Source organism: Sinosporangium album (assembly GCF_900100605.1).
Classification (GTDB): Bacteria; Actinomycetota; Actinomycetes; order Streptosporangiales; family Streptosporangiaceae; genus Sinosporangium; species Sinosporangium album.
Window position 1 is genome coordinate 67264 of the sequence record NZ_FNCN01000003.1, and the last position, 23583, is coordinate 90846.

The following is a 23583-nucleotide window of genomic DNA, read 5'->3' on the forward strand; positions in this document are numbered from 1 at the left end:
CGGGGCGGCCTGCGCCGTACGGCACCGCCGGAGGTCCCAGGGGTAAGGGACCTTTGGCGGTGTCGTGGTGACCCCGCGCTGGGATTTGATCGTTCGTGCATGAGGGGAGAAGACAGGATGATCGTGGTCGGAGTGGACGGGTCGGACACCGGCCTTGAGGCCGCGGCCTGGGCGGCGCGGGAGGCCGAGATGCGCCGAGCCCCAGTGCGCGTGGTCTACGCGATGGCGGAGTGGGCGCTGGAGATGGCGGAGGACGCACCCCACGCCGAGGTGGGCCGCTGGATGCGTGACAACGCGGCCACCGTGCTGGCCGACGCGGTGGCCCGAGTGAAGCAGGAGGCCCCCGATGTCGCGGTCGAGTCCCGCCTCCTCGGCGACGACCCCCGGCTGGCGCTGCTCGAAGAGGCCAAGGAGGCCGACCTGCTGGTCGTCGGCAACCACGGCCTGGGAGGCTTCCGCGGCCTGCTGCTCGGCTCGGTCGCCCTGGGCGTGTCCGGGCAGGCAACCTGCCCGGTGGCCGTCGTCCGCGTACCGCCCGCCCCGCCGCGCAACGTGGTGGTCGTCGGCGTGGACGGCTCACCCGGGAGCCTGTCCGTCATCGAGTTCGCCTTCGCGGAGGCGGCCCTGCGCGGCGCGGAACTGCACGCCGTGCACGCCTGGAACTCCTCGATCATCGGCTACGGCCCGGAGACCCTCGCCGAGGCCCTGGAAGACGCCGCCACCGAGCGGCGCCTCCTCGCCGAAGTGGTCGCCGGATGCGGGGAGCGCTACCCCGATGTGAAGGTCATCGAGCGCAGCCGGCACGGGCACCCGGCCGAGGTGCTGCGCCTGGCCTCGGCCGACGCGGAACTGCTCGTCCTGGGGTCCCGGGGCAGGGGGCCGATGGCGGGGCTGTTCCTCGGATCTGTGAGCCACGCGCTGCTCCACCACGGGAACTGCCCGATCGTGGTGCTCAGCACAGGGTGATCGCCCTTCGGCTCGCACTCTCGCACTGTCGAGTGATTGGAGGTGGATGTATAGAGGGCTGCTTTCCCGGTAACGCCTGATGAGTTTTCACCGGCTTCAACAGGATTGCCTCTTTCCCACGTCGCCCGCCGGGCGGTCCCTGAACACCGGACCGCCCGGCGGCCCTATGCGTGGCCCCACCCCGCGGAGCGTCGGCTGCAGAGGGCGCCGGGGAGGCGTCCACCCGGCGGAAAGTCGCGGAAAGTCGCGGAAAGACCAGGAAAGTCGCGGAAAGACGCGGAGTTCGATGAGGCATGGCCGGATCCTGGGAAGGAACCGGTTCATGGGTGGTACTCACAACGAGGACGCGGCGCCGAAGCTGCGGCGCAAGCCGTACGAGAAGAGGCTCTTCCACTTGCAGGGAGAATTGGTCAAACTGCAGGAGTGGGTGCGCTTCAACGGCGAACGCCTCGTCGTCGTTTTCGAAGGCCGCGACGCCGCCGGCAAGGGCAGCACGATCAAGCACATCGCGGAATACCTCAACCCGCGGGTGACCAGGATCGTGGCCCTGCCCGCGCCGACCGAGCGGGAACGCACCCAGTGGTATTTCCAGCGCTACGTCGAACAACTCCCCGCCGCCGGAGAGATCGTGCTCTTCGACCGGAGCTGGTACAACCGTGCGGGTGTCGAGCGGGTGATGGGCTTCTGCACACCCGACGAGCACGCCAGATTCCTCCACCAGTGCCCGATCTTCGAGAGGCTCCTGGTGGAAGACGGCATCATGCTGCGGAAATACTGGTTCTCGGTCAGCGACGAGGAGCAGGAGCGCAGGTTTCACGCCCGCCTCTCCGACCCCATGCGCCGCTGGAAACTCTCCACAATGGACCTGGAGTCCATCAACCGCTGGGAGGACTACTCCCGCGCCAAAGACGAGATGCTTGTCCACACCGACATTCCCGAGGCGCCATGGCACCATGTGGAAAGCGAGGACAAACGGCGGGCCAGAATCAACATGATCTCCCATCTGCTCGCATCCGTCCCCTACCGGGAGGTCGAACGCCCACCCCTGGAGATCCCCCTCCGGCCCGCCGCCACCGGATATCGCCGCCCGCCTCGGAGACCCGAGACCTATGTGCCCGATGTGGCCATCGAACTGATCCGCGACACATGAGCCCGAAGGCCCTCATCAAACTTGGCCAAGGACACTGGCGTACGGGACGTATATGAGTAACGGTGAAGAAAGAGCTTTCGACGGAGACCGATTCCGATGTGAGAGCTGGGGGAGTGGTTCCCGATGCGCGCACTGAACGGATGGGGAGCGAGGTGCCTGCGCCTGTACCGACCGGATCGCAACCCGCTCCGGCGCCGCTGCGACAGGATCGAGGCATTCGTCGTCACAATCCTGCTCCTCATCGGCCTCGTGGCCGTCTACCCCGCCGTCGTCGTAGGCGTCATGACCTTCGACCACGGCGTGGCCACGGAGAAAGCGGGCCGCTGGGTCCACGCCGTCGTCGTGTCCGAAGCCCCCCACGGAGTCCTGACCAGCGCCGCGGCCCAAGCCGCCCCCGCCATGGCCCACGTCCGCTGGCACGGCCCCGGCGACAAGAACACCACCGCCCTGGCCCCCGTCCCCGCCGGAACAGAGCCCGGCCAAGCCGTCAACATCTGGGTCGACGGCTCCGGCACCCCCGGCTCCGGCCCGCAGGACCGCGTCACCACGGTCGTCCACGCCGTCACCACCGGCCTCGGCACCATGATCGGTGCCGCCGCCCTCCTCTGCCTGGCCGGCGCCCTCACCCGCAAAGTCCTCGACCGGCGCCGCCTCGCCGAGTGGGAGGCCGAGTGGACCGCCGCCGACCGCCACTGGCCCACCCGCGGCGCCTGACCTCCGTCGGCGTGACCGGCCTCGGGGGCTGATGGCCGTACGGCATGGGCCTTGGTCGTCGGCGTGGTGGCCTCAGTCGCCTCGGTTGTCTTTGTCGCCTCAGTCGGCGAGGAGCGCGTCCATCTGGCCGACCGCCAGCCGCAGGCCCTCCGCCATGCCCATGTTCACCAACTGCTCCATCTGCTCCCGGGAGTCGAAAGCCGAGTACATCTCCATCCGGGTGCCTCCCTCGTGCTCGCTGAGCCGCACCCGCACCGCAGTGGTCGGCATCTCGGCGGACGGCACCCCGTCCTGGTCGGCGAACCCATCGGTGAACTCCAAGGACGTCGGCGGCGTGACCGACGTGATCCGCCACCAGCCGCGGTGCTTGTCGCCCTCTGGACCGGTCATGAAATAGGTGATCTCGCCGCCCGGTGTCAAGTCGTGTCCGTCCACGGTCGCCGGGTAGGTCGGCGGCCCCCACCACCGCTCCAGCTTCCGCGGGTCGGCCCACAGCTCCCACACCCGCTCCACCGGGGCGGCGAAGTCGGCGATCAGGGTGAGGGTCAGCTTGTCGTAGTCCTTGTCGATGCTGGTGACACTCATGGTTCTTGTCCTTTTGTCGTGGGGTTCTCTTCGGCGATCAGGTCCTCAGCGAGCAGCCGGGACATCCGGTCCACCCGCCCGCGCCAGGCGCTTTCGAGCTCGTCGAGGGCCAGACGCGCCCGCCGTACGGCCTCTGGGTCAGTGCGCACAAGCTGCTCCCGTCCCCGGCGCTGCTTGGTGATCAGGCCGGCCTTTTCCAGCACCGCGACGTGCTTCTGCACCGCGGCAAAGCTCATCGGGTAAGCGTCGGCCAGCCGCGACACCGACAGCTCGTCCCGCACACAGCGGCGCAGGATGTCGCGGCGCGTGGCGTCGGCCAGTGCGTGGAACAGGCGGTCCACGGCCTCGTCGGTCAGATCATCTACAACCATTTGGTTGTAGGTTAGTCCTGAGCGGCCCCGATGTAAAGGCGACTACCCTTGGGTCCATGATCCGCCCGGCAGAGGAGAACGACCTCCCCCTCCTTCAGGACATCGAACGGGCCGCGGGCGCGTGCTTCGCCGATATCGGCATGGCCTTCGTCGCCGAGGACGAACCCCTGCCCCTCGACGTTCTTCGCGAATACCAGCGCGACAGCCGCGCATGGGTCTACACCGACCCCGCCGGCCACCCCGTCGCCTACCTCCTCGCCGACATCGTCGACGGAAACGCCCACATCGAACAGGTGTCCGTCCATCCCGCCCACGCCGGCCGCCGCCTCGGCCACGCCCTCCTCGAGCACGCCGCCCACTGGGCCCGCTCCCGCGGCCACCGCGCCCTGACGCTCACCACCTTCACCCACGTCCCCTGGAACGGCCCCTACTACCAACGCCGCGGATTCCGCTACCTGGACGACGCCCAGCTCACCCCCGGCCTGTACGCCATCCGCGCCTCCGAAGCCGCCCACGGCCTCGACCAATGGCCCCGAGCCTGTATGCGCCGCGACCTCACCCCCTGACCAGCGGCTCCATGCCCTCGGCGCTTTACTTCGGAATGTGTTCCGAAGTATGCTGCGGTATGGCCATGCCGACTGTCCCGTTCTCGGACTTGTCCAAGCACTCCAAGCGGGTCGCCGAGACCATCGACCGGTTCCATCGCGTGCACGTCAAGCGCCGCGACGGAGAAGACCTGTTCATCTCGACAGCCCGGCACGACCGCCAGCGGGAGGAAACCGCGGACGTCGCGGCGCGCATGATCGCCGCATTACTGGCCAGCGATGAGGGCGTTCGCGCCGTTCTGCAAGCCCTGCCTGTGGTTTTCCCTTGGGTCAGGCACCTTTCCGCGGACGAGAGGCATGAGTTCGTCCAGGAACTCGTTGACGCCACGAGAGACGCGATCGATCTCGACGTCCACGCCACACTGCACCGGGTCATCGTCGAATGGCGCGCCACCGCCCGCATCCTGGCCGACCCGGTGTTGACCGCGCAGCTTACGCGCCCGATTCCGGAGGAGGACCATGGCGAGGTGACCACGCCGTGAGCCCCAAGCGCGGCGACGCCGTCGCGCCTCCGCCGGTCGGTGACGAATGGCATCTGCGGTTCGCCACCGGCGAGGCGGCCAAAGGCTGGATCGATCTGTGTGCGGAGGCCGCCGGCAACACTAGACGGTGTTTCGAGGCTCTGCGAGCGAACCCGCTGTCGCAGGAGGACCCGGACCGGCAGCACCGGCTACGTGGCCGTCTCGCCTCCGGTACTCTGGGCGGTCGCGAATACCCCCAGTGGGAGTACGAGGTCACCGCAGGAGGCCGCATCCGCTACCTGGTAGACGAGGTTCGGCGGACCGTTCACCTCGTCTACGCCTCAACTCGCCACCCCAAGGACACCGACACGTGAAGGGCCGACCTGAGAGGCGGTTCCGGCCGCTGAAACCGCCCACGGCCTCGACCAATGGCCCCGAGCCTGCATGCGCCGCGACCTCACCCCCTGACCAGCGGCTTCACGCCCTCGGTGGCCACGTACGGCTTACGCCCCGCCCGTGTTGACCAGCTTGATCAGGGCGTCGGCCGCCGGGGCCGAGGAGGCCGGGTTCTGCCCGGTGATCAGCAGACCGTCCTCCACGACGTAAGGCTCCCAGTCACCGGCCTTGGAATAGATGCCTCCCAGGCCCTTGAGCTCGTCCTCGACCAGGAAGGGGACGACCTCGGTGAGCTGGACCGCCTCCTCCTCGGAGTTGGCGAACCCGGTGACCCGCCTGCCCCGGACCAGCGGCATGCCGTCCTCGTCGACCGCGTGGCGCAGGACGCCGGGGGCGTGGCACACCAGAGCGAGCGGCCTGCCCGAGCGCAGCGTCGTCTCGATCAGCCGCACCGAGTCGGCGTCCTCGGCCAGATCCCAGAGCGGGCCGTGACCGCCGGGGTAGAAGACCGTGTCGAAGCCGTCGGCCGGCACCGAGTCCAGGCGCACGGTGTCCGCCAGCGCCGCGGTGGCCTCCGGGTCGGCGTCGAAGCGCCGGGTCTGGTCGGTCTGGAAGCCGGGCTCGTTGCTCTTCGGGTCCAACGGCGGCCGACCGCCCCAGGGAGAGGCGAGCACGACCTCCCAGCCGGCCTCCTTGAAGCGGTAATACGGCGCCGCCAACTCCTCCAGCCAGAACCCGGTCTTACGGCCGGTGTCTCCCAGCTCGTCGTGCGAGGTGAGAACGATGAGAACCTTCATGACTTTCCTCCAAACGTCCTCGGCCAGGCATGAAATCGAAGGACCTACAAGTGTAGGAGCCGCCGGTTCGTGGCATGGAGATCGTGGGATCTATGGGGTCGATCTGCGATCGAACATCTTCATGGCCATGGTGCGAGGCCGTGGGCGGGATCGTCATTCGGGAACAGCTCGCGCTTGATGAGAGCGTAGGTCGAGCAGAACTGCACGTGTTTCTCTAAAAGCAGAGCAGTGGACGGTTGCCCAGCCGCCGGGATCTCATCCGGTCTGATGGTGTATCCGGTCTTCAGCACCTCGCCGCCTGGCCCTTGGTCGTCGATCGAGCTGAATCGGAGTGGACCTTCCGTACCTTGCCATCCACCGGAAGCCTGCCATGTGCAGCGCAACACTAGAACGTCAGGTTCGGGGCAGTGCCAATGAAAGCGGCTGACGTCCATTGCGCCGGCGAGATTCGCCCATGCGCTCCAGCCGCGGCCATCCTGCAGGAATCCCAGCCAACTGGACTCCAAGGATCCGAGGTCATAGGGCTGGCTGTCCCAGAGGCCTACCAGCGTCTCGTGGTGCATGCCCGTTAGGTTCGCACCGCTGTAGGCGTGAGTGCAATGTGGGATCAGCATATGCGTGGACCGGCTGCCGCCCCAGGGACACCGACACCTGAGGGTGCGCCGTATTGAAACACGGTTCACAGCCGATCAACGCCGATGAGAACATCGCCGGGTCGGCCCGCGTCAACAAGGGTCGGTATTTCGGAACCAGGGGCTACCGGGACTGGAAGCGAGTCGGGGGAGTCGCAGTGCAAATGCGCATGGCGAGGAACGGAAGCCGCTCCGTCGATCACGCCCCACCTGGGGCTCCATATCGCTGCCGCTTTGGCCCATTGGAACGGTTCACTTCTTTCTCTGAAAGGCATATCTACGACGCGACTTCACGGCATCATCATGGATCACAGCTTCGATACCGGCGAAAGCAGGCTTTCGTGAAACTCCTCCATGCTGCTGATCTTCATATCGACAGCCCGCTGCGGGGGTTGTCCACGTACGAAGGGGCGCCCGCCGACGATCTGCGCACGGCCTCACGACGGGCGCTTGAGAACCTGGTCTCGCTCGCCGAGTCCGAGCCCGTTGACGCAGTGCTGCTGGCGGGAGATATCTACGACGGAGACTGGCGGGACTATCAGACGGGGCTCTTCTTCGTTCGTTGCATGTCCGAGCTTCGGGAGGCCGGGATCCCCGTGTACATGGTCTCCGGTAATCACGACGCACAGAACAGGATGACGCGAAGCCTGCGGCTGCCCTCCACGGTCTTCATGCTCGAAGCCGATGGCCCCGAGACGAGACGGGACGAGGGCCTTGGGCTGGCCGTTCACGGGCAGAGTTTCAAGCAACGTGATGTCTCCGACAACCTCGCGATCACCTATCCCGAGCCCTGTGCCGGCCTCTTCAACGTGGGCCTGCTGCACACCGCACTGGGTGGCAGGGAAGGGCACGAGCTCTATGCGCCGTGCTCGGTGGAGCATCTCGCGGCCAAGGGATATGACTACTGGGCCCTGGGCCATGTGCACAAGCGGGAGGTCGTGTCGCAGGACCCGTGGATCGTTTTTCCCGGCAACGCGCAGGGTCGGCATGCACGTGAGACAGGGCCGAAGGGCTGCACCATCGTCGAGGTCGACGACCTCCGCGTGTCCTCTGTGCAGCACCACGACCTGGACGTCGCACGCTGGGAGCATCTGAAGGTCGATGTCTCTGAAGCAGCTGATCCCGACGCGGTGGTCGATCTGGTGGCGGCGCAGCTCAGGGCGATGGAGTCTGGACGTCTGCATGCCGTCCGAGTCAGTCTCGTCGGCAGGAGCGAGGCTCACCTCCGTCTGTGGCGCGAGCAGTACCAGCTCGTCAACGACGTCCGCATGCTGGCCAACGAACTCAGCGGCGTGTGGGTGGAGAAGGTGCGGATCGAGACCCGACTACCGGACAGCCCCGATGAGGGGGCAGCGGGTCTGCTCGCTGACCTGGCCCGCACTGCTGCCGAGCTACGTGCGGATGAGGATGTGTTCCGTCAGTTGGTCACTAGAACGCCCTTGCTCAGCGGCTCGCTGTCGGCCGAGGTCTGGGGCGAGGGGCGGATAGATCCCGCGGACTCCGATTGGTTGGGCCGAATCGGCGATGAGGCCGTCGCACTGCTCGAATCTCTCGTCTCGGAAGCTGGAGAGAGCCGATGAGAATCGATCGCCTCGACCTCGCCGCGTTCGGCCCGTTCACGGACCGGACCCTGGACCTGTCCGCCCCCGGTGTGCACGTGATCTGCGGCCCCAACGAGGCCGGTAAGTCCACCGCCCTTCGTGCGCTCGATCAGCTCCTCTACGGCATCGATATGCAGACGCCGTACGACTTCGTCCACCCGAAGTCCGAGCTGCGGCTCGGTGCCCTCATCCGGTACGGCGGCGGCACCTTGGAACTCGTAAGGACCAAGAGCCGCAAATCACCGCTCCAAAGCCCGGATGGTTTCCCCCTCACCGGGGAGCGTCTGGCGTCCGCTCTGGCCGGCGTCGATCGGGGCACCTTCACCACCGTGTTCGCCTTGAACAGCCACGAGCTACGGGAGGGCGGCCGAGCCCTGGTGCAGGGCAAGGGAGACTTTGGGCAGGCCCTGGCCGCCTCGCGATCCGGGCTGCGCCTCACCAGAGCCCTGCAGGAGATCAACGCGCGTATCGGTGACCTCTACAAGGAACGACGCGCCTCAAAGCCGAGGATCAACCATCAGCTCAGCGTTCTGAAGAACGCCCGGGATCGCAGGAACAGCGCGTTGGTGCGACCAGAGGCGTACCGGGACCTGGAAATGAAGGTCGAGGCGGCGCAAAGGCGGTTCGACGAGCTCTCCGGTGAGCTGATGGAGCTGCGAAGTGCCCAGTCTCGGCTCGCCCGGCTTGATCAGGCGCTTCCCGCGCTGCTTCGGCGCCGGCAGCTTCTTGACGAGATGGAGGCTGTATGCGCGGAGGGAGCTCTGGCCCCGGCCGAGGCCGCCGACCGCCTCCCCGCTCTCCTTCACGAACTGGACGAGGCGAGAACCCGTTCGGCTGCGAGGGAAGAGGACCTGAGACACGTCCGCGAAACCTTGGCCGAGATCGTTGTTGACGACGATCTCCTGGCCCATGCTGACACGATCGATGGTCTTTTCAAGGACCGCAACGCCGTCCGAGACGCGGCCCAGCTCCTCAGCAGACATCTTGAGGAGGCGGCCAGGCTTCGGGACGAGGCAGAGAAGCTGTTGCAGTACGTGCATCCCGATGCTGCGCTCAGCGAGACGTCGCGTTATCGGGTGTCCAAGTCGGTGCGCGGCACGGCTGAGGATCTCCGTGAGCAGCGCATACGGATCGACAGCAGCCTCAGTCAGAGCCGTGGGGCGCTGGCCGTACGGCGGCGCAAGCTGGAAGGCGCGGAAAAGAAGCTGGCCGCGTTCCCACCGGTCGAAGACATCGGCCCGCTTCGCGCGGCCCTCGATGCCGTTCCGAAGGACCTGCTCAACGGGCTTTCGGCGGCGGACGAGGACCGGATGCGGCACCGCAGGCGGGCCGAGCAGATGCTGCATCGGCTGCGGTTACGTGATGTGCGGATGGAAGACGGTGCTTCGCTGGCGACACCGTCACGTTCGCAGCTCGACGCGCATATGGAAATGCGTAACGAGCTCAAGCGCGAGCGGCGCGAACTCACAAAGAGGATCAAGAAGTGCGGGCAGCAGTTGGAGGAGAAGCGGCTGGAGCTCGATTCGCTGCTGCGGAACGACCCTCCCCCGACCGAGGAGGAGTTGGCGTCCGCCCGATCGGAGCGCGATGAACTGTGGCGGCGGCTGCGCGAGGGTCGGGAAGCGGACGCTCGTTTGGCAGAGGAGTTCGAAATCGCCGTGAACAGGGCCGACCAGTTCGCGGACCAGATGCGGCGTGACGCGCAGAAGGCGAACGTCCGCCTGCAACTGGAGCTGGATATCGCAAAGGGCGAGCAGGAACTAGTCCGGCTCGCTGGCGATCAGGTGGATCTCAGAGGCCAAGAGCACGAGCTCGACTCGGAATGGGGCTGTCTCTGGCAGGAGTTCCCCGGTCCGCTTCCCAAGCCCGACGGTGCCGCGGCTGTCCTGGAGGAGGCCGGCAAGCTCCGAGAGACGGTCGATGACCTCTGCGACGCGGACACGAGGCATGCCGCCCTCCACGCCCAGGTGGTCCAGCACATCACGCGGTTGCGGGAGGTTCTGCGGGATCCGGAGGACGTGGATGCCACGGCAGGCCTCGGCGTCGACAGTGTCCTGGCCTCACTGCCCAACCTGCTGGAAATCGTGGAGCAACGGCTGCGGGCGCAGCAGAAGGTCCTCGGGGATCGGGCCGCGCAGGAGGAGCGTGTGGCACTTGAGCGCGCTGAACTTGACGAGACGAGTGAGCGCGTCGCCGAGCACGAGCACGAGCTGACCGAATGGGAGGCCGACTGGGAGCGGCTGCTTGCCCAGATCGGCCTGCCGACCGAACAGGATACGGACGCGGCCCTTGCCGCCCTTGAGTCGCTCAGGGAAGTCTCGGACAAGGCAGATCAGGCCGCCAAGAGTGAAGGCGAGTCTTCGCGGGCCGCTGAGAAAGTGAACCGGTTCCACGCGCTGCTTCAGACGACGGCCGCCGCATGCGGATATTCGGTGCCCGAGGAGGAGACCGAGCGCTACCTGTTGACGGACACGCTCCAGGCCAGCGCCCGGAAAAATCTCGCAATGGCGGACAAGCGGGCGTCCCTGCTTGCCGATCAGGAGCGGCTCGACAAGGAAGTCGATCGCTGCCGTTCGTCCGCCCAGGGAGCAGAGGCAGAGCTCGGCGCGCTCGTATCGACGGCCGGGATGGAGAGCTTTGAAGATCTCGAAGCGGCGGTGGGGCGCCGTGGCCGACACGACGGGCTGGCGCATACCCTCTCCGGGGTGACCGACACGATCGTCACAACCGGCGAGGATCTGGACGAGCTCATGGAGAAGGCGCAGCGAACGGATCTCGACGAGCTCGCCGCGCAGCTGGGCCGAGTGCGCGATTCGATCGATCAGCGGGACCGGGAGCGCGACGAGCAGTCCCGCCTTCTGGGGTTGACGAAAGCGGATCTCCAGCGGATCGACGGATCCGCCCTCGCCGCCCAAGCCGCCGAGGAGATGGAGAATGCCATCGCGATCCTGGTCGAAGAGACGGAGGAGTATCTGCGGCTGGAGATCGCTCGCGCCATTCTGTTCCGCCAGATCGAGGACTACCGCGAGTCACAGCAGAGTCCGGTTCTCATCCGTGCCGGGGCGCTGTTCCAGAAGTTGACCTTGGGTCGGTTCAGCGATCTGGGGCTCGATGACGAGAGCCCCTCTCCGGTTGTGCTGGCGCTTTCCCCCGAGCGCGGCCCCCTTCGCGTCGACGAGCTCAGTGAAGCCACCGCCGACCAGCTCTACCTGGCACTACGCCTTGCCACCTTGGAGGGTTACGCCGAGGAGGGCAGAACGCTTCCCTTCGCCGTCGACGACATCTTCATGACCTTCGACGACCAGCGTGCTCGCGCCGCGCTGTCAGTGCTGGATGAGATGGCGGACCAGTTCCAGGTGATCGTGTTCACCCACCACGAGCACCTCACCGACCTTGCCCTGCGGGCGATCCCACGCGGCCGTGTGCACATTCACTCCTTGCCGGAGTTCGTCCCGGTAAGGCCGGCAAGGAATGGGAAGCCGCATAAACCCGTGGAGCGAGAGCCGTCCCACCGCTTGATCAATGGGGAGCGCGCCTGCCGCACGTGCGGAGCACCCGTCGCCTACTCGGGACGGGGTAGGCCACCTGTTCAGTGCAGGACATGTGCGGGGCAATGAGATCGGGCTTCAACTGCCCGACTGCAAGGACGCAGTCACGTGCAAAGTCGGTCAGATCCCGCGCAGGGCGGCCGCTGAGCTCAGCGACGTCGGGGTAGACCTCGGCCGCCTCGCCCCTGGCATAGTGCGCGTGATCCTCGCGTCGGCGGTGGTGGTTCACGGAGGGGGGCCGGAGGGGAGGTGAAGTTAGGTTTGCCTACACTATCCGGGTCATGGCTGAGGTTCCCCCCGAAAGGACTGATGGTGTGGGACAACGCGTTTCCCAGCTTTCTGATCGGCTTGCGTGAAGGGCTGGAAGCAGGGCTGATCGTCTCTGTCCTCGTCGCCACGCTTGTGCGGTCCGACCAGCGGGCCAGGCTGCCGCACGTGTGGACGGGGGCTCTCGCGGCCGTCGCCCTGGCGATGGGCTTCGGCGCCGTTCTCACGTTCACGTCGGCGAATCTGACCGGTAAGGCCCAGGAGGCGTTCGCGGGCACGCTGAGTCTGGTCGCGGTGGTCTTCGTGACCGCGATGGTGTTCTGGATGCGCCGTTCGGCGCGCAGTCTCTCCGGCGAGTTGAAGGAGAAGGTGCAGGCCGCGCTGTCGATGGGGGCGGGTGTCCTGGTGGTCACCTCGTTCCTGGCGACCGGCAGGGAGGGGCTGGAGACGGCGCTGTTCCTGTGGACGACGGCTCAGGCGGCGGGGGAGTCGGTCGGGCCGCTGGTCGGGGCGGCGGGTGGCCTGCTGCTGGCCGCGGGGCTGTGCTGGGGCCTGTACCGGCGCGTGTTGAAGATCAACCTGACCAGGTTCTTCACGGTCACCGGCACGGTGCTCATCGTCATCGCCGCCGGTGTGCTGGGGTACGGCGTGCGCGATCTGCAGGCGAGCGGGCTGCTGCCCGGCGCCGGCTCATTCGCCTTCGACGTGTCGGGGAGCATCGATCCCGGCTCTTGGTACGCCACGTTGGTGCAGGGGACGCTCAACCTCACCCCGGCGATGACCTGGCTCCAGGTCATCGCGTATGCAGGGTACGCGGCGATCACGATGACGGTGTTCCTCCGCCGGTCGCGCTCCGCCGTACCCGCCGCCCGGCCCGCGCCCGCGGAGGGGCGGAAGCGGCGGCTGCCGAGTTGGACCGTTCCAGTGGCCGTGGTGGCCGTGCCGGTCGTCGCGGCGGGCGCCGTCATCGCGGTGCTCGGCGGGAAGACGACCTCGGACACGCCGGTGATCCTGGTCTCGGCGCAGGACTGCGGCAAAGGCTTCACGCCTCCCGCCCCGGGCCGCCAGACCTTCCAGGTCCGCAACACCGGCGACCGCACCGCCGAGGTGTACTTACTCGACCCGACCACCAACGCCGTCTACGGCGAGGTGGAGGGCGTCGCGCCCGGCACCACGCGCAGCCTGGTCGCCACGATCGGCGCCGGCTCCTACGCCTGGCGGTGCGTGCCCAACGACGGAAGCGTGGTCACCTCCGCGAGTGTCCGCGTCAACGCCGGCGGCGCGGTGGCCGCGGTCGTCCCGGTGTCGGAGCGGGACCTCGCCGCGCCGCTGGCGTCCTACCGCGCCTACGTGGACAAGGGTCTGGCCGAGTTGGCGGCCGAGACGCGCGGGCTCCAACGCGACATCGAGGCGGGCGACCTCGAACAGGCCCGCAGGGACTGGCTTCCCGCTCACCTGCGCTATGCCTCGCTCGGAGCCGCGTACGGCACATTCGAAGATTTCGACGCGAAGATCAACGGGCGTGCGGCGGGGTTGGCCGAGGGGGTGAAGGACGCCGACTTCACCGGTTTCCACCGTCTGGAGTACGGCCTGTGGCACGGCGAGCCGGCGAAATCCCTGGCCGACGTGGCCAAGCGGCTCACCGACGACGTGGACGCGCTCCGCAAGAGCTTCCCCACCCAGGACTTCCAGGCCGGCGACCTGCCTCTGCGCACGCACGAGATCCTGGAGAACACTCTGCAGCACGAGCTCACCGGGGCCGCGGATTACGGCAGCGGCAGCACACTGGCCACGGCACAGGCCAACCTCGACGGCACCCGGACGCTCCTGGATCTGCTGCGCCCGCTCGTCGACGCACGCAATCCCCAGGTCGTCCCCGCGGTCGATCTGTGGATGAAGCGTACGGCGGAGCTGGTGAAAGCAGCGCAGACCGACACAGGGGAGTGGACCCCTGTCGAAGCCTTCTCTCCCGCCGCCCGGCAGCGGCTCAACGGCACGGTGAGCCAACTCCTTGAGGAGCTGGCGCCGATCCCCAACCTGCTGGAGATTCGGAAAGCCTCATGAACGACAAGTACTCGACGACGGGTCGCCGCGGCTTCGTCAAGGCGGTGCTCGGCACCGGGGCGGTGCTCGCCGGCGGCGGGCTCGCCAGTGGGGGGCTCACCGGAGCCGTGACCGCGAGCGCGTCGGCCACGGCCACGGAGACGGCCGCGAGCGGCGGCGCAGCCGTACCGTTCCACGGTGCCCACCAGGCGGGGATCACCACGCCCCCGCCGCCCGCGGCGGCCTTCGTGTCCTTCGACGTGATCGCCGGCGACCGCGGTGAGCTGGCCGACCTCATGCGCACGATCACCGAGCGGGCCCGGTTCCTGACCCGGGGTGGAGTGCCGGAGGACCTCGGCGTCGGCGCGCCGCCCTCGGACAGCGGCATCCTCGGTCCGGAGATCCCCGCCGACGATCTCACCGTCACCGTCGGGGTGGGGAGTTCCCTCTTCGACGACCGCTACGGACTGGCCGCGTTGAAACCGCGGCGTCTCAAGCCGATGCGTACCTTCCCCAACGACGACCTCGATCCCGCGGAATGCCACGGTGACCTATCGCTGCAGATCTGTGCCGGGCACATGGACACCGTCCTGCACGCTCTGCGCGACATCGCCCGCCACACCCGTGGCGGGATGCAGATCAAGTGGCGTGTCGACGGGTTCGCCAATCCGTCCCGCCCCACGGGCACGCAGCGCAACTTCCTCGGGTTCAAGGACGGCATCGCCAACCCGGACGTCGCCTCGGCACGCGAGATGGACCAGCTCGTGTGGGTGACGGGAGGCGGCGAGCCGCCGTGGGCGGTCGGCGGCAGCTACCAGGTGATCAGGATCATCCGCATGCTGGTGGAGTTCTGGGACCGGGTCTCGCTGGCCGAGCAGGAGAAGATGATCGGACGCAGACGCGACACCGGCGCTCCCCTGGACGGTGGACGCGAGGACGACGTGCCCGACTACTCCAGGGACCCGGACGGGGAGGCGATCCCGCTGGACGCCCACATCCGCCTGGCCAATCCGCGGGTCCCGCAGACCGACGGCGCACGCATGCTGCGCCGCGGATACAACTACGACCGCGGGGTCGACAAAGTCGGCAACCTGGACATGGGCCTGGCCTTCTGCTGCTACCAGCAGGACGTGGAACGGCAGTTCGAGGCCACCCAGGAGCGGCTCGTCGACGAGCCGCTGGTCGACTACATCACCCCGACGGGCGGCGGCTACTTCTTCGTCCTGCCCGGCGTTCAGGGCGCTTCCGACTGGTTGGGGCGCGGCCTTCTCGGAAGCTGACGATCAGTCGGTTCGCAGACAATGCCTGCCCTCTCCCTCCATCGGGTAGGCGCGCTTTCAGTGGTTTTCATCGACCTCGGGGGTGGATTGGCTGGATCGGTGGCGGGCCAGGCGTTCGGTGTGGGCCGAGTGCGCCGCCGGCCAGCCCGCCGCAGGGGACGTCTCCTGGGCCAGGCCGTTGAGCGCGGCGCGGACCACGCGCTCGGTCTGGACATCGACCGCCCGTGAGCCGTCGATGTGGATCAGGCCGTCTGTGAGCAGCACGGCCAGTCCGTGGATCGCCGCCCACAGCACGAACTCGGCTCCCGGGCGTGCGAGGGCGGGCAGGCCGCCGGCCTCCGCGAGCCGGTCGAGCTCCGCGGTGAGCACGTCGTGCGGGTGGGTGGGGATGGACGAGTGCGGGCCAGTGGCGCCGCCGCGCAGGACGAGCCGAGCGACGGCCGGGTCTTCGAGCGCCCAGTTGACATAGCCGCGCCCCAGGGCGATCAGGCGCTGCTGGGGGTCGTTCCGCCGGCCCGGCGCCCGCTCGCACTCCTGTCTCAGGCGCTCCCCGAGCCAGGCGAGTGTCCGCTCGGACAGAGCGCGGACCAGCGTGTCGCGTGAGGCGAAGTGGTGGTAGGAGGCGCTGGGGCTGACGCCGACCCGAGCCGAAGCCTCCCGCAGGGACCAGCCGTCGGCCCCGCGCTCGCGTACGAGTGCCTCGGCGGCGTCCAGCAGCGCGCTGTGCAGGTCCCCGTGGTGATATCGGCCCTTTGTCACCACTCAATCTTAGCACTGCTCAGATCCGTGCTACGCTCCCAGGAATCTCAACACTGTTCAGATTGGACTGGGTCATGTGCCCCACCGATTCCCCGCCGACCCCGGGCGTCCCGTTGCCCGGCCAGAGCGACCTCCCCGACGTACGGATGAGCCCGCCGCCGATCGTGCGAGGCGAGCCCGTCGAGGTGTCCGACGGCGTGTACGTCATCCCCGACAACCGGATCGAGCTCGTCCCGAACGTCGGCATCGTCATGGGCACGCACGCCGCGCTGGTCATCGACACCGGTATGGGCCCCCGTAACGGCGCCTACGTCCTGGAGCAGGCCCGGCGCCTGGCCGGCGAGCGGCACCTATACATGACCGTCACGCATTTCCACCCCGAGCACGGGTTCGGGGCGCAGGCATTCAAGGGCGCCGCGACGATCGTCTACAACGCCCCCCAGCGCGCGGAGCTGCACCGCAAGGGCGCCGCCTACATCGACATGTTCAAGGACCTGAGCCCCGCCGCCGCGGCTGAGCTCCAGGACGTCGAGCTCGTCGATCCCGACCTGGTCTACGAGGGCGAGGCCGAGATCGACCTAGGTGGACGCAGGGCCGTGCTGCGTGCCGTCGGGCCGGCGCACACGGGCTCCGACCAGGTCATCCTGATCGACGACCGGGTGCTGTTCGGGGGCGACCTGTTCGAGACCCGTATCTTTCCGATCGCGCCGTACTTCCCGCCCTACGACGTGGACGTGGACGGCGGGGGCTGGATCGGCGTGCTCGACGAGCTGATCGCCCTCGACGCCGAGATCGTCGTGCCCGGCCACGGCGAAGTGGCCGACACCTCGCTGATCCGCGACGTCCGCGACTACCTCGACTACGTGCGCGGGGAGGCCGCGCGGCTGCGGGCGGCCGGCGCCTCCGCCGACGAGACGGCGGCGGAGATCGACAAGGACGCCCGCGCCCGCTGGGCCACCTGGGAGCGGCCCGAGTGGATCGGCTTTGCCGCCCGCGCCTTCTACGACAGCGCTGAGCGGTGATGGGCCGCATGAGCGCGCGACCCGCACCGGGTACGGTGACGCTCCTGGCCGGCTACATCGGATACCCCCGGGCCTCCCAGGCCATGGAGACCATCCACGCCACGATGGCGGACGACCTCGCGCGGCACGCACCGCCCGGGTCGCCGACGACCGCGTACACCCCCGCACCAGAACCGGAGAACGCATGAGCGACCCCGGCCCGTTGATCGCAGTGTGATCGCAGTGTCGCGCAGCGAGCACGACCGCCCTACCCGTGGCGCGTTACCGCCTCTCGCTCGGGGACGATCAGCGGGCTTTTTGGAAGGCGCGGCCGGTCAGGGTCGCCTGTCCATCGCTGCGGAACAGCCCGCTGCCCTTTTTACCGGCCTCGGAGGGCAGCCCGAACCACGCGTAACGCTGGACGTAGGGGAGGGATGCGAGCATCTCTGTGGAGGCCGTGAGGAAGGCCGCCTGCTGCGCATCGCTGGCGTAGCGGGTGCCCTTCGAAAAGTCGATCAGCGCGTACTCGGTGAGCCAGATGGGTTTGCGGTAGCGCTTGTAGACCGCCTGGATGTAGGTCTTGAGCTGCTGGACGGCCGCCCCGGTGCGGAAGTCCGCGCCGTACCAGTGCAGGGTGATGAAGTCGACGCGGTAGTCCCGTTCGGCCGCTCCCTTCATGAACCGATCCAGCCAGCCGTCCGGAGTGGCCCCGCCGAACGCGACGCCGGGGCTGCCGAGCACCTTTCCCGCCTTCATGAGCTGGGGCCACAGATCCAGGGCCTGCTCAACCGTCATATTGGCCTGTTCGGCAATATCCGGCTCGTTGAAGCTCAGAAGGTAGGGCCCAGCGGCCTTCGCCTGGGCGAGGTTCTCCTTGGTGACGCTTCCCGGTCCCCAGATCGTCGGCACGAACTCCGCTCGTATGCCGGGGCCCTTCGGGACGGTGGACCACGTGTGGTACCAGCGCGCACCGGAGTTGGCGAGCGCCCTGCTGAACCCGGGCATGTCCCACACGCCCACCCCCTTCCTCGAGGAGGCCCGTACGGGCGTCGCCGACGTCGGGCCGGCGGAGCCTTTCATCCTGACCGGCTTGGGCGTCCGGGCGGAGGAGGGGGAGGCGGCGGGTCGGCTGGGTGACACGGTGGGCGTGGACGGGGATGGGGATGCCGTAAAGCTCGTATGGGGTGCCGCCTGTGGTGGCGGGTTGACGGGGCCGATGAGCTGCCCAGCCACGATGGCGCCCGTGATCACAAGGGCCACCCCGGCGATGGCGGCTGCCCCGGCGACAGGGTTGTGGGTCAGGGAGTGCCACATGCCGCGCGGCGGCGGAAGGGCCTGGGCGGCCTGATGGCCGCCGGAGGCGAGGGGCAGTTGGACGGCGACGTGCTGGACCGCTCCGGCGACGGTCGGCAATTGGTCCAACAGGAACCCGGCCGGCAGCGGCACCAGCGGCAGCCCGACGAGCAGGCGGTCGATGGGCAGCATGCCGACGGTGTGCCGCCCGCAGGTCACGCAGTCGCGGACGTGCCTGGCGAACCGTTTGCGCCACAGAGGGTTGCGCACGCCGTCCCAGCTCCAGGCGAGGGTGCGCAGGTCTGGGCACCGAGGGTCGGCCTGCAGCACGCGGACGACGATGCGGGCCGTGTGGATCTGCTCCTTCATCCGCTGAACGCGGACGGCGGCGTGCCGGCTGGACAGACCGAGGGCACTCGCGAGGCCGGCCCGATCCAGCTCTCCGGTCTCCTCCAGCCACCACAGGGAGAGCAGTCCCCGGTCGTCGTGGTCCAGCCAGTGGGTGGCCTCGGCCACTTCACGGCGCTGATCGGTGAGACCGAGCCGCAGGATGGTCAACGTGGCGAAGTCGGAGGCCGGGTCGGCCACCTCGTCGGCGCTGTCGAGGTTCTCCCTGCGGTACTGGGTGGTACGGCGGTCCTGCTCGTGGTCGCGCACCTGCCGTACGGTGATGGCCACCAGCCAGGATCGGTACGCCTTCGGGTCGCGAAGGCCGGAGAGGCCGTGCACGACCCGGAGCAGTGTCTCCTGAACCACGTCATCGACGTCACTGTGCCCGTTGAGCGCCCGCCCGACGATGTTGTAGACGAGGGGGAGCGAGTCGGCCACCAGGGAGTCCAGGGCCTGCTGGTCTCCGTCGCGTGCGGCAGTCACCAATGCCGTGTCAGGTCCGCCCCTACCGGTTCCCGGCATAACCCTCTACTTCCTATCGGTTGGTTCGCGCCTGCACGTTTGGCCCAGGGCACATCCAACCCCGCGGGAGCACACCGCGCGTCTCCATCAAGGAAGACCCCGGACGGGGGTCACGAATAACAAAAATCCGCAATGTCGCGAAGTTTCTGTTGTCGCCGCCTCGCTCCACGGTCTCCAGTACACGAGCGAGTGCGTCCGGATGCCGGATGCGACGATCACGAGAGGCGCGTGACGATGGCGGTGCGAGGCGGGCAGCGGCCCCCCTGGGTCGGCGAACGCCCAGGCAGTGGTGGTGGCAGTGGTTCCGTCCGAGGCCTCCTCATCTCTTCACATGACACCTTCTCCGCGATGCCGTTACCTCCCGAGTCGCCCTGTCACCGGCTGATCACAGACGCGGCCTGCGCTCAATTCCATCCCACTACGAAGGACTTCACCCCTCATGAGTCAGACTGATCCGCGTGTCACCTCGGTGGCGCCGCGAGCCCGCCGCCTGGCGCTCTCGGGCGTCCTCGCCCTCGTCGTGGGCGCTTCTCTGGTGAACGGCGCCGCTCCGGCCGGCGCGGCGGAGGTCCCGCTGTCGCAGAACCGTCCGGCCACCGCCTCCTCGATGGAGCGCGGCGACCTGTCGGCGGCGGCTGCGGTCGACGGCAAGGCGAACACCCGCTGGTCGAGCGAGTTCAGTGACCCCCAGTGGCTGCAGGTGGACCTGGGCAAGACCACCGCGATCGAAAAAATAGTGATCAACTGGGAACGCTCGTACGCCAAGGCGTTCCGGATCCAGACCGCCGTCAGCGCCAATGGCCCGTGGAAGACGGTGTACAGCACCAGGGCGGGCAGGGGCGGCGCCCAGACCGTCAACGTGTCGGCCACCGGCCGGTACGTGCGGCTGTATGCGACCAAGCGGTCCGGCCGGTACGGCGTCTCGTTGTGGGAGTTCCAGGTCTTCGGCACCGGCTCGGATACCCCGACCCCGACCCCGACTTCGACCTCGACCTCGCGCCCGACCCCGACCTCGCGCCCGACCTCGCCTCCGACCCCGACCAAGCCGGCCCAGCCGACGCCCAGCACCCCCGCGACCCCTGGCACGCCTGCCGCCGGCTGGGTGCCGGTGAACCAGGCCGAATGGAAGAAGGCCCTGGACGCATACAACAAGGTCACACCCCAGGCGGTTCCCGCGGGCATCGTGAGAGTCCCCGAGTTCCACACCGACTGCACGGTGTCCAACGAGCTCAAGGACGACCCGATCGTCCTGCCCGGCTTGCCTGGCGCCTCCCACATGCACACCTTCTTCGGTCCGAAGGTGACGGCGACCACCACGCCGGAAGACCTGCTCGCGAGTTCCACGACCTGCAACGCGCCTGGGGACAAGAGCGCCTACTGGGTGCCGCAACTGACGCGTAACGGCACTCCGGTCCCGGTGAAGGACTTCCGCGTGTACTACGGCTCCCGGCTCAAGGACCCCTCGGACGTCGTGCCCTTCCCGCCGGGTCTGGTCGCTGTGCAAGGCGATGCGAAGCGGCAGGTAGCCACGGGGAAGGGCGCCCCCGGCCAGTTCTGGTGCGCCGGCAGCGCGGAGATCGGACGCAGCGCCGACGGCAACTGGCCTGTTTGCGCAAAGGGCGGCAACCTGATCTACCAACTGATGTTCCAGGACTGCTGGGACGGCAAGCACATCGATTCGCCTGACCACAAGTCGCACATGGGGCCGATGAAGGACGGCAGGTGCTCCGGCGCCTATCCGGTTGCGGTGCCCAACATCTCGCTCATGGTCAACTACAACTCCCTCGGCGGTGACGGCCTGGCGCTGTCGTCTGGCCTGCCGTCCTCGATGCACGGGGACTTCATGAACGCGTGGCAGCCGGAGAAACTCGGCGCGCTCGTAAAGGTGTGCATCAACGCCAACGCCAAGTGCGGCACCACGCCCGGCTGGGGCCGCTAACCGATCCCCGTCGCTCCCCGGCACGCAGCGCTGGCGCAGTCGCATGTCTCCGACTACGTGACAGGAGTGATCACCGCTAGTCGGGGCCCGGCGTATCGCCGGGCCCCGACTCATACCCGGCAGTCGGCCGGAACGGAGGGACAATGAAACCGGCCACTGTGGGCCTGCCGGTGCTCGCCGTGCTCACCCTGCTACTGCTCGCGCGATGCGTCGCGGCACCGTCGAGCCACTCGGCCGCCGGCCACGGGTGGCCGCCTGTGGCCGCGACGTCCCAGTCGCAGGCCGCCCCCACCTCCGCGACTTACAACGCCACCGACGTCGCATGGCTGCAATTGATCATTCCGATGACCCGACAGGCGCTGCCCGTATTCGACGCGGCCCCCAGGAGGACCTCGAACCCCCTGATCGTCCAACTCGCCGCACAGATGGGCAACGAACATCGTGCCCAGTTGCGCACGCTGCAGAGCCTGCTGCGGCGGGCCGGCGTGCCTGACGTTAACATGCACGCGGGGCACAACATGCCAGGCATGGTCACCATCGCCGAGCTGGGCGACGGCACCCGGACGAAGGACGCCGCGTTCGACCGGTTCTTCACCGAGCACATCGGGGAGTACCTCCGGCAATCCGTCTCGCTGGCGGAAGGCGTACAAGGCGCGGGAGCCGACCGGGACACCAAGGCGTTCGCCGTCACCGTGGGCAGGGCCCGCGCCGCCGACCTGGACCGCCTCACCGGCGCCCCCAAAGCCACCCTCGTGGGCCGCTGAACAAAACCCCAGAGAGGCAACGTGCGCACTACCGCCGACCAGCACACCGTCCGCGTCTCCGGCACACGCTTACGCCGACGGCGGCGACGGCGACGCGAGGCTCCCGACCGTTCACCTGCCGGTACGCGCGCCAACCTGGACCGGGTGGTCATCCTCTTCATCTACTCGGGGGTGGCCGCCGCGACCGCGGGCTGCTGGAGCGAGCTCGGCTCGGTCACCGGGCTCGCTGCCTGGCTGAGCTGGGTGGGCCGGCTCACCGGGCTACTCGCCGGATACCTCTGCGCCGTGCTGCTCGGGCTCATGGCCCGCATCCCGGCGCTGGACCGCGGGGTCGGCACCGATCGACTGGCCCGCTGGCACGCGACGGCCGGCCGGTACACCATCTCTCTGTCGCTGATCCACATGACATTCGCCACGGCGGCGTACGCCGTACGCAATGGTGTCGGCCCGTTCGACGGTGCGCTCACACTTGTCCTGACCGGCCCGGCCCTACTGGAGGCGACCGTCGCGATCATCTTGTTGGCCGGTGTCGCGGTCATCTCGATGCGCGAGGTCCGGCGCCGGGTCAGCTACGAGGTCTGGCACTACCTGCACTTCGCCACCTACGGGGCGGTCTTTCTCGCATTCGCCCACCAGCTCACCGGCCCGGACTTCGACGCGAACCCGCTCATGGGGCTGTTCTGGTGGACGCTCTACCTGGCGGTCTGCGGGGCGCTGATCTGGTACCGCTTCCTCACCCCGGTACGGCGTGCCCTGCGGCACCGGTTGCGAGTCGCGCACGTGCGGGTGGAGTCGCCCGAGGTGGTGTCGGTCTACCTGACCGGCGAGCACTTGGACGAGCTGGACGCCGAGCCGGGCCAGTTCCTGCGGTGGCGGTTCCTCACTCCGGGCATGTGGTGGACCGCCAACCCCTACTCGCTCTCCGCCCCGGCCAACCCCCGCTTCTTGCGCATCACGGTCAAGGGGGTCGGGAAACACAGCCGCGCGCTGGCTCACCTGCGTCCCGGCACCCGGGTCTGGGCCGAGGGCCCCTACGGCGCGCTCACCGCCGCGCGGCTGCGCCGGCGGCGCGTACTGCTCATCGGAGGCGGGGTGGGCATCAGCCCGTTGCGCGCCCTGTTCGAGACGCTGCCCGGCGAGGTGACCCTGGTCTACCTGGCCCGCAGGGACGAGGACCTGGTGCTCCGCAGCGAGCTGGACGCCATCGCCGAGAGACGCGGCGCCCACATCCACTACACGGTGGACGACCCGTACGGCTCCACCAACGGCAGGTCCGTCCCCCTGACCGGTCGGGCCCTGCGGGCCCTGATCCCCGGCCTGCCCGAGCACGACGTCTATCTGTGCGGCCCGAGCGGGATGACGACGGCGGCGCGACACGCCCTGCGCCGCGCCGGCGTTCCCCGCCGCCGCATCCACATCGAATGCTTCGACTTCTGAACGCTGTTATACCGGGGCGCGCTCCATCGAGGAGGCGGTGGCCGGACGGTTCTGCGACAGCG

The 23583-nt window shown here is 68.3% G+C and carries 21 protein-coding genes; 15 read left to right on the forward strand and 6 right to left on the reverse strand.

What is annotated here, in order from left to right:
- The first annotated feature begins 99 nt into the window (after positions 1–99).
- The 3 genes from BLQ73_RS03715 (at position 100) to BLQ73_RS03725 (ending at position 2830) form a co-directional block, all read left to right on the forward strand.
- Positions 100–966 carry a universal stress protein gene (locus tag BLQ73_RS03715; protein WP_245690771.1) on the forward strand — a complete coding sequence of 289 codons (867 nt, stop codon included), beginning with the start codon at positions 100–102 and terminating at the stop codon, positions 964–966.
- Positions 967–1288: 322 nt separating this feature from the next.
- On the forward strand, positions 1289–2116 hold the full coding sequence (gene ppk2 / locus BLQ73_RS03720) for a polyphosphate kinase 2 (protein WP_093168687.1): 828 nt from the start codon (positions 1289–1291) through the stop codon (positions 2114–2116).
- Positions 2117–2239: 123 nt separating this feature from the next.
- Positions 2240–2830 (forward strand): Rv1733c family protein, encoded by a 591-nt coding sequence (locus BLQ73_RS03725; RefSeq protein WP_093168255.1) that lies wholly within the window; start codon positions 2240–2242, stop codon positions 2828–2830.
- A 99-nt stretch (positions 2831–2929) separates the two neighbouring features.
- Here BLQ73_RS03725 and BLQ73_RS03730 read toward each other — a convergent pair whose 3' ends face one another.
- Positions 2930–3415 carry an SRPBCC family protein gene (locus tag BLQ73_RS03730; protein WP_093168256.1) on the reverse strand — a complete coding sequence of 162 codons (486 nt, stop codon included), beginning with the start codon at positions 3413–3415 and terminating at the stop codon, positions 2930–2932.
- Positions 3412–3786 carry an ArsR/SmtB family transcription factor gene (locus BLQ73_RS03735; RefSeq protein ID WP_093168257.1) on the reverse strand — a complete coding sequence of 125 codons (375 nt, stop codon included), beginning with the start codon at positions 3784–3786 and terminating at the stop codon, positions 3412–3414. The genes BLQ73_RS03730 and BLQ73_RS03735 overlap by 4 nt, the downstream gene beginning before the upstream one ends.
- 56 nt (positions 3787–3842) lie before the next feature.
- On the opposite strand from BLQ73_RS03735, the gene BLQ73_RS03740 reads away from it, so the two are divergent.
- The 3 genes from BLQ73_RS03740 (at position 3843) to BLQ73_RS03750 (ending at position 5226) form a co-directional block, all read left to right on the forward strand.
- Positions 3843–4352 carry a GNAT family N-acetyltransferase gene (locus BLQ73_RS03740; protein WP_093168258.1) on the forward strand — a complete coding sequence of 170 codons (510 nt, stop codon included), beginning with the start codon at positions 3843–3845 and terminating at the stop codon, positions 4350–4352.
- A 65-nt stretch (positions 4353–4417) separates the two neighbouring features.
- Complete coding sequence (locus BLQ73_RS03745; protein WP_218125606.1) at positions 4418–4873, forward strand: hypothetical protein; 456 nt, start codon at positions 4418–4420, stop codon at positions 4871–4873.
- Positions 4870–5226, forward strand: a complete 357-nt coding sequence (locus BLQ73_RS03750) for a hypothetical protein (RefSeq protein ID WP_093168260.1) — start codon at positions 4870–4872, stop codon at positions 5224–5226. Before BLQ73_RS03745 ends, BLQ73_RS03750 begins: the two co-directional genes overlap by 4 nt.
- 129 nt (positions 5227–5355) lie before the next feature.
- Here BLQ73_RS03750 and BLQ73_RS03755 read toward each other — a convergent pair whose 3' ends face one another.
- Both BLQ73_RS03755 and BLQ73_RS30930 read right to left on the reverse strand, forming a co-directional pair.
- Positions 5356–6045 carry a type 1 glutamine amidotransferase domain-containing protein gene (locus tag BLQ73_RS03755; RefSeq protein ID WP_093168261.1) on the reverse strand — a complete coding sequence of 230 codons (690 nt, stop codon included), beginning with the start codon at positions 6043–6045 and terminating at the stop codon, positions 5356–5358.
- Positions 6046–6164: 119 nt separating this feature from the next.
- On the reverse strand, positions 6165–6608 hold the full coding sequence (locus tag BLQ73_RS30930; protein WP_143020106.1) for a hypothetical protein: 444 nt from the start codon (positions 6606–6608) through the stop codon (positions 6165–6167).
- 410 nt (positions 6609–7018) lie between these two features.
- Between BLQ73_RS30930 and BLQ73_RS03760 the strand changes: the two genes are divergently transcribed.
- The 4 genes from BLQ73_RS03760 to efeB all read left to right on the forward strand — a co-directional run bounded on the left by BLQ73_RS03760 (position 7019) and on the right by efeB (position 15416).
- A complete protein-coding gene (locus tag BLQ73_RS03760) occupies positions 7019–8257 on the forward strand; it encodes a metallophosphoesterase family protein (protein ID WP_093168262.1) in 1239 nt (412 codons plus the stop codon).
- A complete protein-coding gene (locus BLQ73_RS03765; protein ID WP_093168263.1) occupies positions 8254–11895 on the forward strand; it encodes an ATP-binding protein in 3642 nt (1213 codons plus the stop codon). Before BLQ73_RS03760 ends, BLQ73_RS03765 begins: the two co-directional genes overlap by 4 nt.
- A gap of 240 nt (positions 11896–12135) precedes the next feature.
- A complete protein-coding gene (gene efeU / locus BLQ73_RS03775) occupies positions 12136–14157 on the forward strand; it encodes an iron uptake transporter permease EfeU (protein WP_218125607.1) in 2022 nt (673 codons plus the stop codon).
- Positions 14154–15416 (forward strand): iron uptake transporter deferrochelatase/peroxidase subunit, encoded by a 1263-nt coding sequence (gene efeB, locus BLQ73_RS03780; RefSeq protein WP_093168265.1) that lies wholly within the window; start codon positions 14154–14156, stop codon positions 15414–15416. The genes efeU and efeB overlap by 4 nt, the downstream gene beginning before the upstream one ends.
- Before the next feature lie 57 nt (positions 15417–15473).
- On the opposite strand, the gene BLQ73_RS03785 is transcribed toward efeB, so the two are convergent.
- Positions 15474–16175: a TetR/AcrR family transcriptional regulator gene (locus BLQ73_RS03785; protein ID WP_093168691.1), complete on the reverse strand. Its 702-nt coding sequence runs from the start codon at positions 16173–16175 to the stop codon at positions 15474–15476.
- A gap of 62 nt (positions 16176–16237) precedes the next feature.
- On the opposite strand from BLQ73_RS03785, the gene BLQ73_RS03790 reads away from it, so the two are divergent.
- Together BLQ73_RS03790 and BLQ73_RS30940 are read left to right on the forward strand one after the other, a co-directional pair.
- A complete protein-coding gene (locus BLQ73_RS03790) occupies positions 16238–17197 on the forward strand; it encodes an MBL fold metallo-hydrolase (protein WP_218125608.1) in 960 nt (319 codons plus the stop codon).
- Between the two features lie 8 nt (positions 17198–17205).
- Positions 17206–17385 carry a hypothetical protein gene (locus BLQ73_RS30940; RefSeq protein WP_143020107.1) on the forward strand — a complete coding sequence of 60 codons (180 nt, stop codon included), beginning with the start codon at positions 17206–17208 and terminating at the stop codon, positions 17383–17385.
- A gap of 97 nt (positions 17386–17482) precedes the next feature.
- Here the strand turns inward: BLQ73_RS30940 and BLQ73_RS03795 are convergent, their stop codons facing one another.
- Positions 17483–19342, reverse strand: a complete 1860-nt coding sequence (locus BLQ73_RS03795; protein WP_218125609.1) for a sigma-70 family RNA polymerase sigma factor — start codon at positions 19340–19342, stop codon at positions 17483–17485.
- 478 nt (positions 19343–19820) lie between these two features.
- Here BLQ73_RS03795 and BLQ73_RS03800 point away from each other — a divergent pair, with 478 nt between their 5' ends.
- From BLQ73_RS03800 to BLQ73_RS03810, 3 genes are all read left to right on the forward strand, one after another.
- Positions 19821–21320 carry a DUF1996 domain-containing protein gene (locus BLQ73_RS03800; RefSeq protein WP_093168267.1) on the forward strand — a complete coding sequence of 500 codons (1500 nt, stop codon included), beginning with the start codon at positions 19821–19823 and terminating at the stop codon, positions 21318–21320.
- 143 nt (positions 21321–21463) lie between these two features.
- Complete coding sequence (locus BLQ73_RS03805; RefSeq protein WP_093168268.1) at positions 21464–22084, forward strand: DUF305 domain-containing protein; 621 nt, start codon at positions 21464–21466, stop codon at positions 22082–22084.
- A gap of 21 nt (positions 22085–22105) precedes the next feature.
- Positions 22106–23521 carry a ferredoxin reductase family protein gene (locus BLQ73_RS03810; protein WP_245690772.1) on the forward strand — a complete coding sequence of 472 codons (1416 nt, stop codon included), beginning with the start codon at positions 22106–22108 and terminating at the stop codon, positions 23519–23521.
- Positions 23522–23583: the final 62 nt, after the last annotated feature.

Bases quoted from the DNA above. Each gene is read 5' to 3' on its own strand.
- BLQ73_RS03715 (WP_245690771.1), top strand. From the start codon at position 100: ATGAGGGGAGAAGACAGGATGATCGTGGTCGGAGTGGACGGGTCGGAC.
- ppk2 (WP_093168687.1), top strand. From the start codon at position 1,289: ATGGGTGGTACTCACAACGAGGACGCGGCGCCGAAGCTGCGGCGCAAG.
- BLQ73_RS03725 (WP_093168255.1), top strand. From the start codon at position 2,240: ATGCGCGCACTGAACGGATGGGGAGCGAGGTGCCTGCGCCTGTACCGA.
- BLQ73_RS03730 (WP_093168256.1), bottom strand. From the start codon at position 3,415: ATGAGTGTCACCAGCATCGACAAGGACTACGACAAGCTGACCCTCACC.
- BLQ73_RS03735 (WP_093168257.1), bottom strand. From the start codon at position 3,786: ATGGTTGTAGATGATCTGACCGACGAGGCCGTGGACCGCCTGTTCCAC.
- BLQ73_RS03740 (WP_093168258.1), top strand. From the start codon at position 3,843: ATGATCCGCCCGGCAGAGGAGAACGACCTCCCCCTCCTTCAGGACATC.
- BLQ73_RS03745 (WP_218125606.1), top strand. From the start codon at position 4,418: ATGCCGACTGTCCCGTTCTCGGACTTGTCCAAGCACTCCAAGCGGGTC.
- BLQ73_RS03755 (WP_093168261.1), bottom strand. From the start codon at position 6,045: ATGAAGGTTCTCATCGTTCTCACCTCGCACGACGAGCTGGGAGACACC.
- BLQ73_RS30930 (WP_143020106.1), bottom strand. From the start codon at position 6,608: ATGCACCACGAGACGCTGGTAGGCCTCTGGGACAGCCAGCCCTATGAC.
- BLQ73_RS03765 (WP_093168263.1), top strand. From the start codon at position 8,254: ATGAGAATCGATCGCCTCGACCTCGCCGCGTTCGGCCCGTTCACGGAC.
- efeU (WP_218125607.1), top strand. From the start codon at position 12,136: ATGGTGTGGGACAACGCGTTTCCCAGCTTTCTGATCGGCTTGCGTGAA.
- efeB (WP_093168265.1), top strand. From the start codon at position 14,154: ATGAACGACAAGTACTCGACGACGGGTCGCCGCGGCTTCGTCAAGGCG.
- BLQ73_RS30940 (WP_143020107.1), top strand. From the start codon at position 17,206: ATGAGCGCGCGACCCGCACCGGGTACGGTGACGCTCCTGGCCGGCTAC.
- BLQ73_RS03800 (WP_093168267.1), top strand. From the start codon at position 19,821: ATGAGTCAGACTGATCCGCGTGTCACCTCGGTGGCGCCGCGAGCCCGC.
- BLQ73_RS03805 (WP_093168268.1), top strand. From the start codon at position 21,464: ATGAAACCGGCCACTGTGGGCCTGCCGGTGCTCGCCGTGCTCACCCTG.